The organism is Paenibacillus sp. S-12 (assembly GCF_030363895.1).
Lineage (GTDB): Bacteria > Bacillota > Bacilli > Paenibacillales > Paenibacillaceae > Paenibacillus_B > Paenibacillus_B alvei.
On record NZ_JASIUF010000024.1, the window covers coordinates 69,415 to 85,015 of the forward strand.

The 15,601-nt window shown below is 46.7% G+C and carries 15 protein-coding genes and 1 other RNA gene; all 16 read left to right on the forward strand.

All coding sequences use genetic code 11. The annotated features are described in order from the left end of the window. Nucleotides 1–238: 238 nt before the first annotated feature. The 16 genes from NO352_RS22545 (at nt 239) to NO352_RS22620 (ending at nt 15,375) form a co-directional block, all read left to right on the forward strand. On the forward strand, nt 239–1,840 hold the full coding sequence (locus NO352_RS22545; protein ID WP_005545709.1) for a CTP synthase: 1,602 nt from the start codon (nt 239–241) through the stop codon (nt 1,838–1,840). Nucleotides 1,841–2,081: 241 nt separating this feature from the next. Then, nucleotides 2,082–2,480: a response regulator gene (locus tag NO352_RS22550; RefSeq protein WP_005545710.1), complete on the forward strand. Its 399-nt coding sequence runs from the start codon at nt 2,082–2,084 to the stop codon at nt 2,478–2,480. Between the two features lie 274 nt (nt 2,481–2,754). After that, nucleotides 2,755–3,741, forward strand: a complete 987-nt coding sequence (locus NO352_RS22555) for a Gfo/Idh/MocA family protein (protein ID WP_005545711.1) — start codon at nt 2,755–2,757, stop codon at nt 3,739–3,741. Between the two features lie 121 nt (nt 3,742–3,862). Beyond that, a complete protein-coding gene (fba, locus tag NO352_RS22560; RefSeq protein WP_005545712.1) occupies nt 3,863–4,717 on the forward strand; it encodes a class II fructose-1,6-bisphosphate aldolase in 855 nt (284 codons plus the stop codon). A gap of 168 nt (nt 4,718–4,885) precedes the next feature. Then, on the forward strand, nt 4,886–6,139 hold the full coding sequence (locus NO352_RS22565) for a UDP-N-acetylglucosamine 1-carboxyvinyltransferase (RefSeq protein WP_040735650.1): 1,254 nt from the start codon (nt 4,886–4,888) through the stop codon (nt 6,137–6,139). Nucleotides 6,140–6,610: 471 nt separating this feature from the next. Then, nucleotides 6,611–7,906: a transcription termination factor Rho gene (gene rho, locus NO352_RS22570; protein ID WP_005545714.1), complete on the forward strand. Its 1,296-nt coding sequence runs from the start codon at nt 6,611–6,613 to the stop codon at nt 7,904–7,906. Between the two features lie 146 nt (nt 7,907–8,052). After that, a complete protein-coding gene (rpmE, locus tag NO352_RS22575) occupies nt 8,053–8,250 on the forward strand; it encodes a 50S ribosomal protein L31 (protein ID WP_005545715.1) in 198 nt (65 codons plus the stop codon). A 207-nt stretch (nt 8,251–8,457) separates the two neighbouring features. Further along, complete coding sequence (locus NO352_RS22580) at nt 8,458–9,384, forward strand: helix-turn-helix transcriptional regulator (protein ID WP_289356814.1); 927 nt, start codon at nt 8,458–8,460, stop codon at nt 9,382–9,384. A gap of 18 nt (nt 9,385–9,402) precedes the next feature. After that, nucleotides 9,403–10,032, forward strand: coding sequence for a hypothetical protein (locus NO352_RS22585; protein ID WP_289356815.1), 630 nt, complete (start codon nt 9,403–9,405; stop codon nt 10,030–10,032). A 43-nt stretch (nt 10,033–10,075) separates the two neighbouring features. Continuing rightward, an RNA gene (gene ffs / locus NO352_RS22590) (signal recognition particle sRNA large type) lies at nt 10,076–10,343 on the forward strand. Between the two features lie 176 nt (nt 10,344–10,519). Beyond that, nucleotides 10,520–11,674, forward strand: coding sequence for an ATP-binding protein (locus NO352_RS22595; protein ID WP_163978578.1), 1,155 nt, complete (start codon nt 10,520–10,522; stop codon nt 11,672–11,674). Nucleotides 11,675–11,774: 100 nt separating this feature from the next. Then, nucleotides 11,775–13,544 carry a DNA polymerase III subunit gamma/tau gene (gene dnaX / locus NO352_RS22600; protein ID WP_005545721.1) on the forward strand — a complete coding sequence of 590 codons (1,770 nt, stop codon included), beginning with the start codon at nt 11,775–11,777 and terminating at the stop codon, nt 13,542–13,544. Between the two features lie 36 nt (nt 13,545–13,580). Continuing rightward, nucleotides 13,581–13,892: a YbaB/EbfC family nucleoid-associated protein gene (locus NO352_RS22605; protein ID WP_163978576.1), complete on the forward strand. Its 312-nt coding sequence runs from the start codon at nt 13,581–13,583 to the stop codon at nt 13,890–13,892. Between the two features lie 128 nt (nt 13,893–14,020). Then, a complete protein-coding gene (gene recR, locus NO352_RS22610; RefSeq protein WP_005545723.1) occupies nt 14,021–14,620 on the forward strand; it encodes a recombination mediator RecR in 600 nt (199 codons plus the stop codon). A 216-nt stretch (nt 14,621–14,836) separates the two neighbouring features. After that, complete coding sequence (locus NO352_RS22615; protein WP_289356816.1) at nt 14,837–15,109, forward strand: DUF2508 domain-containing protein; 273 nt, start codon at nt 14,837–14,839, stop codon at nt 15,107–15,109. A gap of 2 nt (nt 15,110–15,111) precedes the next feature. Continuing rightward, nucleotides 15,112–15,375, forward strand: a complete 264-nt coding sequence (locus tag NO352_RS22620; RefSeq protein WP_005545725.1) for a pro-sigmaK processing inhibitor BofA family protein — start codon at nt 15,112–15,114, stop codon at nt 15,373–15,375. Nucleotides 15,376–15,601: the final 226 nt, after the last annotated feature.

Here is a 15,601-nt window from a genome sequence, read left to right on the forward strand (position 1 = left end):
CTGGTTGCAATTGGTACAATTTGATTCGTATAAAATAGCTCCCGTCCACTACGGAACATGACTTCCGGACAATTTAGACAGGAGCTTTTTTAATGACATTTTGCATCAATGAATATTGCGCAAATGGGTTACGATAACAACATGAGATTATGGGACTCGCGTGTATCGAACCTGTTCTACAGACAAAGCCTCCCGAGAACATGTCTTGAATGCACTTGATCATAGGAGGGTTTCACCAGTGGCAAAATATATTTTTGTAACGGGCGGCGTCGTTTCTTCTCTTGGTAAAGGGATTACGGCAGCATCCCTGGGCAGATTGCTGAAAAATCGAGGGCTTAAAGTAACGATCCAAAAATTTGATCCTTACATTAACGTTGACCCGGGCACAATGAGCCCTTATCAGCATGGCGAAGTTTTTGTAACAGATGACGGAGCAGAGACAGACCTTGACTTAGGTCACTATGAACGCTTCATCGACATCAACCTATCGAAGAACAGCAATGTGACAACTGGTAAAGTATATTCTACGGTAATTTCGAAGGAGCGCCGCGGTGAATACCTTGGCGGTACTGTACAAGTTATCCCGCATATTACGAATGAAATTAAAGAGCGCGTATTCCGTGCAGGCAAGGAATCCGGTTCTGATGTTGTCATTACCGAAATCGGCGGTACAGTCGGCGATATCGAGAGCTTGCCGTTTTTGGAAGCAATCCGTCAAATTAAAAGTGATGTAGGTCGTGACAACGTGATGTACATTCACGTTACCTTGATTCCTTACATCAAAGCTGCCGGCGAAGTAAAAACGAAGCCTACGCAGCACAGCGTAAAAGAATTGCGCAGTATCGGTATTCAGCCAAACATGCTCGTATGCCGTACAGAGCATGAGCTTGCAGAAGATATGAAGCGCAAGATTTCCTTGTTCTGCGATATTGATGCGAATGCGGTAGTAGAATGCCGGGATGCTTCCACATTGTACGAAGTACCATTGATGCTTCATGAGCAAGGCATGGACGATTTCGTTGTAAATCACTTGAAGCTTCAAACTCCAGAACCAGATATGGTGGAGTGGACGAAGCTTGTAAACCGCGTGAAGCAGCTTGAAGGCCAAGTGGAGATCGCAATCGTTGGTAAATATGTAGCCTTGCATGATGCTTACTTGTCCATCGTAGAAGCGTTGGCGCATGCAGGTATTGATGCCAATACGGAAGTTAATATCCGTTGGGTGAATGCAGAAGAAATTACAGAAGAAAACGTAGATGCAGAATTGTCGGGCGTACATGGTATCTTGGTGCCAGGTGGATTCGGCGATCGTGGTATCGAAGGTAAAGTAACAGCAATCCGCTATGCGCGTGAACAGCAAATTCCGTTCTTCGGTATTTGCCTTGGTATGCAAGTTGCGGTTATTGAATATGCACGTGCTGCGGCAGGCTTGAATGGCGCGAACAGCTCCGAAATCAATCCTGCGACAGAATATCCAGTTATCGATCTGCTTCCTGAGCAGAAGGATATTGAAGATTTGGGCGGTACAATGCGTCTTGGTCTGTACCCTTGCAAACTGCAAGAAGGATCGCTTGCAATGTCCTGCTACAATGATGAGCTGGTGTACGAACGTCACCGCCATCGTTATGAGTTCAACAATGAATATCGTGAAGTAATTGAAGGCGCAGGCTTGAAGATCAGCGGTACGTCCCCAGACGGCCGATTGGTGGAAATTGTAGAGCTTCCAGGTCATCCTTGGTTCTTGGCTGTACAGTTCCACCCAGAGTTCATTTCACGTCCGAACCGTCCACAGCCATTGTTCCGCGAGTTCGTCAAAGCGGCAATGACGCATCGTGGATAAGGAACAATAGTCGCTGGAATCGTTTGAAGCGGGACTCTCCTATTGGAGAGTCTTCGCTTTTTTTTGTTTTTATGTGGGAGTTGCGATGTTTTTCCTAGAAGAAGAAGGATTTTATTGTAAAGAAGCGAATAAGTACTGTACATGTGGAGTGGTAAAATAAGCATGCAGTGTGAGAGATTAACTCATTTGAACAAGAGGATGCTGCACACTCGCTCGTGAGACGCGGTGGGAGGGGTACCAGTTGAATAATAAGAAAGTATTGATTGTCGATGATCAGAATGGTATTCGGGTTCTTCTCATGGAAGTGTTCAGTAGTGAAGGATACACGACTTTTCAAGCGTCCAATGGCAAGATGGCGCTGGAGATCGTAAAAGAAGAGTCGCCGGATATTGTCCTGCTAGACATGAAGATACCGGGCATGGATGGATTAGAAATTTTGAAGCAAATCAAGCTGATGAAGCCACATATGAATGTGATTATGATGACCGCTTATGGCGAATTGGATATGATTAAGGAAGCGACCGATCTCGGTGCATTAATGCACTTTACGAAGCCATTCGATATTGATGAGATGAGAGTTGCGGTCAATATGACATTAGAGCAGGGGCAGTCAAGTAACGAGATGACGATGCCTTCTTAAGAAGTAATGTATGATATAAAACAAGAAGCCTGCTGGGGGTTAAGCTCTAGCCTTCTTCAAAGTATCCGGTCAATGATAGTGGGCGACTTATAGCATTGGCTTGCGATACAGTGAATTGGACATGCCTCTAGTGGAGAGTGCTCGTGGACGAGACCTCCTTAGGGGCCTTCCTCGTTTATTGGGTATTGTGCTCTAAATCGCTGCTATAGGATATGGAAGCGATATAATCTAATGGTCAGTGGCACAATCATGGGATTTTACAGGGGGCGGATAAATGATGATACGAGTGGCTGTTTGCAGTTATTGGCATGTTCATGCGGAAGAATATACGGATTTTATTCTTCATCACCCAGATACAGTGCTGGCAGCAATATGGGATGAAAATGAGACGCGTGGCGAGCGCTATGCAAGCCGCTATCAGGTGCCGTTTTATGCAGATCTAGATCATATGCTGGCACAGGCGGATATCGATGCGGTTGTGGTTGTAGCGCCGACGCGTCTGCATGAGAAAATCATGGTAAAGGCAGCAAAAGCAGGCAAGCACATTTTCACAGAGAAAGTATTAGCCCCAACCTTGGCAGAAGCTGATCGCATCGTAAGGACTGCAGAAGCAAATAATGTTGTGCTGACCGTTGCTCTTCGAAAGCTATATGAGCGAGATATCATAACGCTGCGCAGAATAGTAGGAGAGGGCGCTGTGGGGAATGTATCGCTTGTCCGTGTGCGTATGGCGCACAACGGAGCTCTAGCAGGATGGCTGCCAGATCATTTCTACGATCGAACCGATTGTGGTGGTGGGGTAATGATCGATCTAGGCTGTCATCCAATGTATATTGCCCGTGTGCTGCAAGGGATGCCTCGAGCCGTGACTGCATCATATGGGTATGTTACTGGTAAAGAAGTTGAAGATAATGCAGTCGCGCTGCTCCAATATGATGGTGGTGCTATCGGAATTGCCGAAACAGGATTTGTTACCGGTCAATCCCCGTTCATGGTTGAGATTCATGGCGCAAATGGGAGCATTATGTATGGCATGCCGGACGATCAAATTCGCATACGACTGAATGAAGGAGACGGAGAGTGGAATATAATTCCGTTCGATGAACCGATTCCGAATATGTTCGAGCAGTGGGTAGATTATGTGCTGCGTAGAGAAACCAATCCAGACAACGTTAATATGGCGCTGGATCTGACAAAATTAATAGAAGCGGCCAATCAGTCAGCGGCTTTAGGGAAATCAATTCCTGTAAACGTAATGTAGCTGTTTTGTCAAGAGGTTGTTTACTTTTTCACGCCCAATTGTGATATAATAACACCGTATAAGATGTCGGCTCTAATCAAGATAGACAGACGACGAACAACTTCCTAGGAGGATGGAGACCATGCCATTAGTTTCGATGAACGAGTTCTTGCCTAAAGCAAAAGAGAAAAAATTTGCGGTAGGTCAGTTCAACATCAATAACTTGGAATTCACACAAGCAATTACAGAAGCGGCGATGGAAGAAAACGCGCCAATCATCTTCGGTGTATCCGAAGGCGCTTTGCGTTACATGGGAATGGAGTACACAGTAGCAATGGCTGAGGCGGCTGCTAAGAAATCCGGCTTGCCAATCGCTTTGCACCTTGACCATGGTAGCACATTTGAAGTAGCAATGGCTTGTATTCGTGCCGGATTCTCTTCCGTTATGTTCGATGGTTCCCATCATGCATACGAAGACAACATCCGTTTGACAAAAGAAGTTGTTAAAGCAGCTCACGCTATGGGCGTATCGGTTGAAGGTGAACTGGGTACAATCGGCGGCGTTGAAGACGATCTTCACGTAGACGAAGATGCAGCTCAATTGGCTAACCCAGAAGAAGCAATTCGTTTCTACGAAGAAACAGGTGTAGATGCACTTGCAATTGCTGTTGGTACTGCTCACGGCATGTACAAAGGCGAGCCTAAACTTCATTACGATATCATCGAAGCAGTAGCTTCCAAAATCCCAGTTCCAGTCGTATTGCACGGCGGTTCCGGTGTACCTGACGAGTCTATCCGCAAAGCGATTGCAGCAGGTGCAGGTAAAATCAACGTGAACACTGAAAACCAAGTTGCTTGCACAGCAGCTATCCGTGAAGCACTGGCTAAAGATGCGAACGTTATCGACCCTCGCAAATACTTGACGCCAGCACGCAATGCAATGGTTGAAGTTGTTCGCAACAAAATCCGCCTGTTCGGATCCAATAACCAAGCATAATCGATATTCATATTTATGTTTACGAATGCGGGAAAAGCACCGGTTCGCGCCGGTGTTCTTCCCTTTTTTGCGATTATTCCACGTTTTTGCAAATGAACATGAATCCAATAAAGCATATGGGCGAGCCGGATCTGTAACAGGTGCGGCGTGGGGGGAACTTAGCTTGTGATGGAAAAGTTAATGATTTGCGGTGGGCGACCGCTGCGTGGCGCTGTGCAAATCAGCGGCGCAAAGAACAGTGCAGTCGCACTCATTCCTGCGGCAATATTGGCAGAGAGTGAAGTAGTGCTCGATAACTTGCCGGCATTAAGTGATGTTGCAACCTATACGGAGATTATTAGCGAACTCGGCGGAGAAGTAAGCTGGGAGGGCCCTTCCTTGCGAATTGACCCATCTAGCATGATTTCGATGCCAATGCATAACGGACCTGTGAAGAAATTGCGGGCCTCCTATTATCTAATGGGTGCCTTACTTGGGCGTTTCGGCGAAGCGACTATTGGCATGCCGGGAGGATGCAACTTTGAACCCCGTCCGATTGATCAGCATATTAAAGGATTCGAAGCATTGGGCGCTACGGTAACCAATGATCACGGAGCAATCCATATTTCGGCGCGCGAATTGCGCGGCGCCAAGATCTACCTCGATGTGGTTAGTGTAGGAGCAACCATTAATATTATGCTGGCGGCTTCCCGAGCCAAAGGCATCACCATTATCGAAAATGCGGCCAAAGAGCCTGAAATTATAGATGTAGCCACTTTGCTCAATGCAATGGGGGCTAGAATCAAAGGTGCTGGTACTGAATCCATTCGAATTGAAGGAGTGGGGGGGCTGCATGGGTGCCGACATTCTATCATTCCGGATCGTATTCAAGCAGGAACCTATATGATCGCTGCGGCAGCTACGCGTGGCGATATTCTCATCGACAACATCATCCCTAAGCATTTGGAAGCACTTACGGCGAAGCTGGAGGAAATGGGTGTGCAAGTCATCGAAGGAGACGAGTCTCTTCGTGTGATTGGCCAGCCTGACTATGAGGCTATCGATGTAAAGGCCCTCGTGTATCCAGGATTCGCAACAGATCTTCAATCACCGATGATCAGCTTGCTCACGCAAGCTGCTGGCGTAAGTATGCTGTCCGATCTCGTATATAGCAATCGATTTAAAAATGTGCCAGAACTGCTTCGTATGGGCGCCAAAATCCGTGTGGAAGGACGTTCAGCAGTCATTGAGGGAGCAAAGCTGAATGCAGCAAAGGTGAAAGCCGCTGATTTGCGTGCGGGGGCATCACTCGTGATTGCAGGACTAACTGTAGCAGATGGCATCACAGAAATCTCCGGTGTAGAGTATATTGACCGGGGCTATGATAATCTGGTTACGAATTTGCGCAATTTAGGCGCTGATGTATGGCGTCAGACGGAATAAATTGGCGGTTATAGGGTAAAAATAGGATAATGATCGTTTCGCAATCGTGGGTCAAGGGTGGTAACAACTTTCCGATAAGCTCCGATCAAGTGACCTGCAAGCGCGAAAATTCTAGTACTCGGCGTTTGTTTAGTGATCTGTATCCGAAAGAGAGTGATAGTGGTGCATTCTCTTTCGGATACAGAAGAAAATGCAACCTTTTAGCAAGTTCGAACGTACGAAGAGTATTTCCCTTTCTATTCCTTGAAGACGCTGTAGCGTTTAGCACCATCACTTCCATAAAGTGCTTCGCTTCAATGACTTTCTTACCCAGGCCGACAGTTCCCATCTGTTATCTGTCCACTATTCATTGTATCAACCAGCCTTCATTTCTCATACTGACATACCGCTGCGTTTATACGTATCGATATCACAATTGGACTTATTCTTCTGACATCATTTGTATTTATCAACAGAATAGGAGTTGTATTCATGGAGTTACAAATTTCCGATTTGGAAACGAAAAAACTGACCGAGCTATATAAACTAGCAAAACAATTTCAAATTGCAGGCTATGGTCAAATGAAGAAAAAAGAATTAATATTTGCTATCTTGCGCGCGCAAGCGGAACAAGGCGGCTTTATGTTTATGGAGGGAATACTGGACATTCTTCCGGAGGGCTTCGGTTTCTTGCGTCCTATTAACTATTTGCCGAGTTCAGAAGATATTTATATCTCTCAATCTCAAATTCGCAGATTCGACCTTCGTACGGGTGACCTTGTATCAGGGAAGTGCCGTCCTCCAAAAGAGAACGAGCGATACTTCGGATTGCTTCAAATCAATGCTGTAAACGGCGAGAACCCAGAAGATGCGGCACAGCGCCTTCACTTCCCTGCCTTGACACCGCTATATCCAGAGAAGAAGCTTGTGCTTGAAATGGCTTCCAACAAAGTGTCTACTCGTATTATGGATATGCTCGCGCCGGTTGGGCTTGGACAACGCGGACTTATCGTAGCTCCTCCTAAGGCCGGTAAGACATTACTTCTGAAGGAAATCGCGAACAGCATCTCGACCAACCACCCTGAGATTGAACTATTCGTCCTGCTCATTGACGAGCGTCCTGAGGAAGTAACGGATATGCAGCGTTCTGTAAAAGGAGAGGTTGTTGCATCCACATTTGATGAGGTGCCAGAGAATCATATCAAGGTAACAGAGCTTGTTCTGGAGCGCGCTTTGCGTCTAGTAGAGCATAAGAAGGATGTAGTTATTCTGCTTGATAGTATTACGCGCTTGGCTCGAGCTTACAATCTGGTGGTTCCACCGTCTGGCCGTACATTATCTGGCGGTATCGACCCTGCTTCCTTCCATCGTCCGAAGCGGTTTTTCGGTTCTGCCCGCAATATTGAAGAGGGTGGCAGCCTGACGATATTGGCAACAGCGCTGGTTGAGACAGGCTCGCGTATGGATGACATCATTTATGAAGAATTTAAAGGAACAGGGAATATGGAGCTTCATCTGGATCGTAAGCTGGCTGAACGCCGTATTTTCCCGGCTATCGATATTCGCCGCTCAGGAACGCGCCGCGAAGAAATGCTCTTGTCCAAGGAAGAACTGGATAAGTTGTGGGCAATTCGCAAGAATATGAATGAATCTCCAGAATTCGTGGATCAGTTCTTGAAGAAGCTGCGCGATACAAAGACGAACGAAGAATTTCTGGCATCACTGGATACGAGCGGTACGCCAACACCGCCTCCGCGCAGAACGCGAAGCAGCTCTGTGAGCTCCTAAGCACTCGTTCTTTGGTCATTAAGCGGACAAGAATATGATTATAACATGAGATTGCGAACTTGATGCAAACATGCTATAATCCATTCATGCGTTTTTTATATACTCTGGGCACGCAAAGGGCTCAGGGCGGAAAGAGGTGAATTCGAGTGAAAGAAGCAATTCAACCGAAATACCACATTACGACTGTAACTTGCGCTTGCGGTAACACTTTCGAAACAGGTTCCGTTAAAGAGAACTTGAAGGTAGAGGTTTGCTCCGCTTGCCATCCATTCTTCACAGGTAAGCAGAAGTTCTTGGATGCTGGTGGTCGTGTGGATCGATTCAAAAAGAAATACGGCATGTAATACGTATGTTTATGATATGGACTCCCTTGCTGGCAACAGTCAAGGGAGTTCATTTTTTTTATATGTATAACTGCTCCCTTAGCGGTCTAACAGTTGGAACGGAGAATTCGCACAAAATGTCAAAACGACATTTGTGAAAATTCGCTACAATTAATTGGGACGGGAATTTTATCAAGATAGAAGCCTTCATCATGGGGAGGTCAGGCTATGTGGCGGGAACACGAGCAGTGGATTAAAGATGCTGTATCCTACATAGAACGAAATATAAAAGAAAACGTTGATGCGGTGGCCGTTGCGGAACATTGCTCGGTATCCCGTTTTCACTTTAACCGGGTGTTTCAACGGCATGTCGGAGTAAGTGCAGCAACTTTATTGCGAGAACGCAGACTGGCAGGGGCTGCGGCGGATCTGCTTTCCACAGATAAACGAATCCTGGATATTGCGCTAGAATACAGATTTTCTGGTCAAGACAGCTTTACACGTGCCTTCAAGCAGATGTACGGTATGACACCGAATGAATATCGCAAAGGTTTTCGTTGTTTTCATTGGACAAAGGAGGAGAATAGAATGATTGAAAATCAGGGTTCTATACCTGAACTGCAAGCTGCTCCGCCAGGATGGACAATTACAGGTGTATATCCGAACCAGTATCGGGTAAGCGTTGATCGTGTTCATGTTCATCGGGGAAGGGCATCGGGCACCATTCGAGCTAAAGAGGTTGCGGATCCACGGGGGTTCTGTACGCTGATGCAGATGATCAAGGCTGGAAAGTATGCTGGCCAGCGACTTCGTTTGTCTGGGTTCCTGAAGACGGACGGCGTTAAGGGATGGGCAGGCATGTGGATGCGGGTCGACGCCAAAGATGAAGTGCCTATCAACTTTGATAACATGGATGAACGCCCGATTGTTGGATCAACGGAGTGGAGCTCCTATGAAGTAGTGCTTGATATTGCTCCTTATGCGGAAGTGATTGCATTCGGTGTGCTGCTAAGCGGCTCAGGTCAAGTGTGGATGGATGGGATTCGCCTGGATATAGTTGATGACTCTGTTCCCACGACTGGTGGATTAGCGACGAATAATAAGATGCCTGATGAACCGGTGAATTTGGACTTTGAGATGAACTGTGAATCGTAAGAACGGAGCCTAGGCGGTATGGTTGAAAAATTATTCGAGCTTGGATTAGGATTTATATGGCATATCATTAAGGGAGAACTGCCGTTAACCATCATCGGTAGTACGCTTTTGTTAGGGGTATTGTTTGTATGTGTGGGGGAATGGAGTGAGCGCCGCAAGCAGGAGCGGTTGGTTCAGACCGAGCCTAAGCCGCTTAGAAGCAAGCGCACTTTTATTAAGGACGCCATCATTGTGATGGCTGCCAGCTTTGTCGTGGTCGGCAGTGCATATGGTATTTTTCGTTTGATTGCACGGGCGCTTCCTCGTTGGGGATGGCCTGTTCTTCCGGATGGGAATGTCACACTTGCATGGATAAGTCTCATTGTGGTGATGCTATCTCTAGCAGGAATCCTTATCCTGGAGTTATTTTGGGGAGATAAGCCTGTGACTCTTGCACCATTTTGGATTGCATTTGGATTCGTGTGGGCTGCATTATCTACTTGTGTGCTGCAATGGGTGTATCCGATAGCGAGCGCTAAGCCTTGGGTTTATTTTATCTCAGGCTTGATTAGTGCGTTGCTATGTGTACTGCTGAGGTATCTTCAGCAAATGGACGAAGAACCGGGTAAAAACAAGGAAGAAGGCAGTTCCATAACTGTTAACAAATGACGTTGGTTGCACTTTTGTTGCAAATCGTCTATACTAAGTTATGCCGTGCTAGACGGGGAGGTAGCGGTGCCCTGTAACTCGCAATCCGCTGTAGCGAGGTTGAATTCCTGTTAGAGGTTTTGTCGATGTGGGGTTTGGCGTCTACACTTGGTGTTGACGGCTGGGTCCTCCGCAATGGGTGCCTATGAACTTGGTCAGGTCCGGAAGGAAGCAGCCATAAGTAGGAGAGCTCATGTGCCGGAGGGAAGCCTGGCCTGAGTCGTAGTGTGGAAGTGCCGCTCGGATCGCAATTATCAATAACAGGTGCACGGTTCATATAGTGCATACGAGGACACCGGGATAACCGGTGTTTTTTTGTTTAAACAAATATGAATACATGTTCATATTATATATATGGCAGGAAAAATACCGCCTTTTGGCGAATTGTACAACGAACAACAAGTGAGCGGATAATCTCATTTTCGTTTCTGCAAAAAGAGGTGAGTGTATGAACGAATCAAGCATACCGATACATGGCGCTCTGTCGCAACAGTCCCTACCTTCCTCCTGCAATGAAGGGGCAAATGTGAAGGCGTTGCACATGGAACTAACACTGTTACAGCAATTTGCCGGTGCTTTTATACAGGATGTAAATTTAGGGATTATGCTGTTGGATATTCAGTTTACCCTGGTGGACATCAGTGATATGGCCTGCAAAGTGTTAGGCTGGGAGAGGGAGAAGGTGCTCGGAAGACGTGTTAATGAGCTGTTTGGCGACATGCCTACAGAGCATCATCTCGTACAGCGATCATTGCTTGAAGGTGTGAGTGTTCGGAATCATGCTGTCTCTTGGCGAAATGGTGTTGAACGATATGAGCTTCTTATGGATTCCAATGTCATGCGCGATGAACAGCGCCGCATTGTAGGTGCGTATGTGCTGTTCAAGGATGTATCCAATTTGCGCTCTTTGGAGGAACAGGTGCAGCGAAGTGATCGGTTGGCAATGATTGGGCAAATTGCAGCAGGGACGGCCCACGAAATTCGTAATCCCTTAACCTCTATAAAGGGTTTTCTGCAGATGTTCAAGAAGACACTGCGTGACAAGGGGATGGCGAAGGAAGTCCATTATACCGAAATCATGCTAACGGAAATCAACCGGATTAATGAACTGGTCGGTGAGTTTCTGCTTTTAAGCAAACCGAAACATGTCACAATTGAGCGTGTTAATGTACATCAGGTAATGAACGATATTTTACCGATTATTCGCAGCGAGGCAGTACTGCACGGTGTACATGTTCGATACGAGGCAGGGGAGTCTGTACCGAATGTGGTGGCGGATCGCGAGCTGCTGAAGCAGGTGTTTATCAATATCGCCAAGAATGGAATAGAGGCGATGGTGGAAGGCGGCACGCTGACGGTGAGCGTGAAGCGGGATAGTGCAGAGCAGCGTGTGCTGATCGATATCCATGATACGGGTCCGGGGATTCCGGCATTTCTCGTTGATAAGATATTCGATCCCTTTTTTACGACAAAACAGAATGGAACGGGACTGGGGCTCTCGGTATGCCAACGAATTATTCATGATTTAGGGGGGACGATACGCGTTTCCTCTAAGGGGTTTGGCACGACATTTACGCTCGCAGTCCCTTATCAGAGCTCATAGAGATGTAGTAAGCGCCTCTCTTTTCCAAAGAGAGGGAATGGCTGTTTTTTTAGAGGTTATGATATAGTATAATAAGTAAAAACGTTTTCGAGGTTGCATCATGGGGCATATCGCATTGTATCGCGCATGGAGACCACAGTCATTTCAAGACATGGTCGGACAACAGCATATTATTCAAACGCTGCAAAATTCGTTGCGGGAGCGGCGTTTTTCGCATGCATATTTGTTTAGCGGCCCGAGAGGAACCGGGAAGACGAGTGCAGCGAAAATACTGGCGAAGGCTGTCAACTGCGAACAAGGGCCGAGCCCGGAGCCTTGCAACGCTTGTGAAGCGTGTCAGCGCATCACTGCCGGAGCTGTGATGGATGTAGTGGAAATCGATGCTGCATCGAATCGCGGTGTAGAGGAAATTCGCGATCTTCGTGAAAAAGTGAAATATGCGCCAACAGAAGTTCGCTACAAGGTGTACATTATTGATGAAGTTCACATGTTGACGACGGAAGCTTTTAACGCCTTGCTGAAGACGTTAGAAGAACCGCCTTCGCATGTGATGTTCATATTGGCGACGACAGAGCCGCATAGGCTTCCAGCTACGATTATTTCGCGTTGCCAGCGTTTTGACTTTCGTCGAGTCTCGCTTGCTGAGCAAGTACAGCGCTTGGCTCAGGTGTGCAAGGAAGAGAATATTCAAGCTGATCATGACAGTTTGACCTATATTGCAAAGCTGTCTGACGGCGGGATGCGCGATGCGATCAGCTTACTGGATCAAGCAGCCTCCTTTACTGACGGAGCCATTACCTATCAACAGGTATTGGACATTACTGGTGGTATGCCCGAAGAGAGATTCGCTGAACTTGCCCGAGCGGTACAAGCGGGTGATGTTGGATCGGTGCTTTCGGTGGTTGAGCAACTGATGCAGGAGGGCAAGAGCGCAGACAAGTGCATGGAAAGCCTGTTGTACTTTTTCCGAGATCTGCTTATGATGAAGATGGTGCCGAGCGGAGATACACTAACGGATCGGTTGACTCGCGTGGAGTCTTTCCGTGATTTGGCGGAAGGGTTCACAGAGAGTCGTTTGTTTCACATCATCGATACGCTGAATCGATACCAGACGGATATGAAGTTCGCTGTGCAGCCGCAGACTTTGTTCGAGGTCGCACTGCTTCAATTGGCAGCTTCGGGTCAGCGTCCGTTGCATCGTGCTGCGGATACTGGCGAGTCCGTTCAAGGGGAGATTCGACAGGATGGAATGGAACATTCCTCCTCCCTGCAACATTTGCGTCAACAGATTACGTCTTTAGAGGCGAAGGTTGAACAGTTAATGAAATCAGGGGGGGCAGGTGCAGGCCGTCAGGAACAAGTAACGAATGAACGTACACCTGCTGCAACACGCCCATCTGGACGCGTATCCAAGTTCTCTAAGCAGCCGCCGCAGTTTGAACGATACCTTGCGAATCATAACAGCGCCGAATTCAATCGCATTCGAGGTACTTGGGGACAAGTGCTGCAGCGAGTGAAGGAAGCGGGTGTCACCATTCATGCTTGGCTGGTTAACGGTGAACCTGTGTCATGTCTGGAGGATCGGATTCTGATTGGTTTCAAAAATTCGATTCACCGAGATACGACAGAGAAGCCGACTAATAAGCAGGTGATCGAGCAAGTGCTGTCCGAAACCTTTGGCAAGCCGTACCAGATGGATACCATGATGCTCAAGGATTGGGAGGCTGCAGCAGCCCGAACCGAAGACAAGGAAGAGCAGGAATTCCAATTGGAGCCAGAGGGCCAAGAAGGCCGCAATCATTCTCAAGAACCATGGATTGACGAGGCAATCCAGTTATTTGGAGAAGATCTCGTTGTCATAAAAGAGTAATTTATATTAAATGGAGAAAAAAGGAGATTCACGGCGATGAACAATATGAATCAAATGATGAAGCAAGTTAAAAAAATGCAAGAACAAATGTTGAGAGCTCAAGAAGAATTGGCTGATAAAAAAGCAACTGGTACTTCTGGCGGCGGAGCTGTAACTGTAGAAGTTAACGGCCACAAAAAAGTGCTTAGCATTGCTATTAAACCAGAAGTAGTGGATGCAGAAGATATCGAAATGCTTCAAGACCTTGTTATGACCGCTGTTAATGATGCGTTGACAAAAGCAGAAGACATGGCAAATGACGACATGTCCAAATTCACAGGCGGAATGAAAATTCCTGGCTTGTTCTAAATCTAGACACATGAATGTGAGGCATATACCGATTCCGGTATATGCCGTTTCTACCATTAGGGGAAGTTTTTTGGGTGTAAGGACGAGGTTGCAATCGTCGATTAAGCTATCGTAAAGGAGAGCCCGCATTGTATTATCCAGAACCGATCGCCAAGTTGATCGAGGCATTTACACATTTGCCCGGAATCGGGCCGAAGACGGCGGCTCGTCTTGCGTTTCATGTACTCCGTATGCAGGAGGACGATGTTATTGATTTTGCGAAGGCGCTTGTTAACGTAAAGAGAAACCTGCATTACTGCTCTGTGTGCTGCAATATTACAGATATTGATCCTTGCCGTATTTGCTCAGATAAGACGCGTGATGCCTCTGTCATGTGCGTTGTACAAGAAACCAAGGATTTGGTTGCGATGGAGCGTACGAAGGAGTTCATGGGGTATTATCATGTGCTTCAAGGTGCAATATCCCCAATGGAAGGAGTAGGCCCGGAGGATATTCGTCTTGCTGAGTTGCTCAAGCGGCTTAGTGATGAGCGGGTTAAAGAATTAATCTTGGCCACCAATCCGAATATTGAAGGGGAAGCAACAGCAATGTATATCTCAAGGCTTGTGAAGCCGTTTGGCATACGTGTTACGAGAATTGCCCATGGTCTGCCTGTGGGCGGTGACTTGGAATATGCGGATGAGGTGACCTTATCTAAGGCGCTAGAAGGCCGACGCGATATTCAATGAGGTAATTAGAGTGGTTCAGCACAGGAGTGTATAATTGCTGTTATTTGATATAGGGGCTCTCGACCATCGAGGGCTTTTTTTTGTTGTCTGCAAGGAGATCTGTAGTGTTGAATGGATATGAAACGCTAAGACCTAAGCAGGAGCCTGACAAAGATGTTCTAGCCTTGTCCCTTCTTTCATATGAATGAACCAGTAAGGGATAAGGGAGGGAGCTAAATGTGGGAAAAGATCCAAAAATGGTTCATGCGAAATCGGGACAAGCGTGAATATGGTTTGACTTTGTCTGAGCAGCAATTGTTGATGAGAGATATTCGAACAGCATTATCAGAGTGGGAGATGGCCGGTATTCGTTTTGACCATGCGTTGGGGTCAGATGAAATAGACTACGCAATTTCTACATTAGAGGCGGCTGAGAAACGGATTGCCATGCTAATGAAACGGGCGAAGCGGGTGAACCTGCATGCATTGCGTTTAGGGGAGGTATTATAAAGATGAAAATACTTTTGCTTGTATTGCTCATTGCATCCATAGCTGGGCTGCTCCTTGTCCTCGTCCGTCAGCGGTTGGCATGGCGTGGGATCTTGACCTTTCTGCTGCATGGAGTTAGCGCATTTGCGCTATTGTACCTTGTGAATACGACTGGGTGGGTTGCAGGAGTTCAAGTCCCGATTAATCCAGTTACCTTAACGGGAGTCGGATTGCTTGGAATACCAGGACTTGCTCTCGTTATTTCCCTTAAAATGGTAGGTATTTAGTGGTTGACGCAACCCTTGCCTTTATGATAAATTAATCAATGTCGCTTCGGACATGAGTTAACAAACTTAAAACAAAACAATCTCGAAAGAGATTAAAAAAAGTTTTAAAAAAGTGTTGACACGAAATGAACGAAATGATAAGATATAAAAGTCGCCGCTGACAAAGCGGTGAGAAAAAGAAAGTAACTAAGAGATTGGTTACTGACTGAGATTGTTCTTTGAAAAC

Excerpts from the sequence above, each read along its gene's own strand:
- NO352_RS22555 (WP_005545711.1), top strand. The coding sequence starts at position 2,755 with ATGATGATACGAGTGGCTGTTTGCAGTTATTGGCATGTTCATGCGGAA.
- fba (WP_005545712.1), top strand. The coding sequence starts at position 3,863 with ATGCCATTAGTTTCGATGAACGAGTTCTTGCCTAAAGCAAAAGAGAAA.
- NO352_RS22565 (WP_040735650.1), top strand. The coding sequence starts at position 4,886 with ATGGAAAAGTTAATGATTTGCGGTGGGCGACCGCTGCGTGGCGCTGTG.
- rho (WP_005545714.1), top strand. The coding sequence starts at position 6,611 with ATGGAGTTACAAATTTCCGATTTGGAAACGAAAAAACTGACCGAGCTA.
- NO352_RS22580 (WP_289356814.1), top strand. The coding sequence starts at position 8,458 with ATGTGGCGGGAACACGAGCAGTGGATTAAAGATGCTGTATCCTACATA.
- NO352_RS22585 (WP_289356815.1), top strand. The coding sequence starts at position 9,403 with ATGGTTGAAAAATTATTCGAGCTTGGATTAGGATTTATATGGCATATC.
- NO352_RS22595 (WP_163978578.1), top strand. The coding sequence starts at position 10,520 with ATGAACGAATCAAGCATACCGATACATGGCGCTCTGTCGCAACAGTCC.
- dnaX (WP_005545721.1), top strand. The coding sequence starts at position 11,775 with ATGGGGCATATCGCATTGTATCGCGCATGGAGACCACAGTCATTTCAA.
- NO352_RS22605 (WP_163978576.1), top strand. The coding sequence starts at position 13,581 with ATGAACAATATGAATCAAATGATGAAGCAAGTTAAAAAAATGCAAGAA.
- NO352_RS22615 (WP_289356816.1), top strand. The coding sequence starts at position 14,837 with ATGTGGGAAAAGATCCAAAAATGGTTCATGCGAAATCGGGACAAGCGT.
- NO352_RS22620 (WP_005545725.1), top strand. The coding sequence starts at position 15,112 with ATGAAAATACTTTTGCTTGTATTGCTCATTGCATCCATAGCTGGGCTG.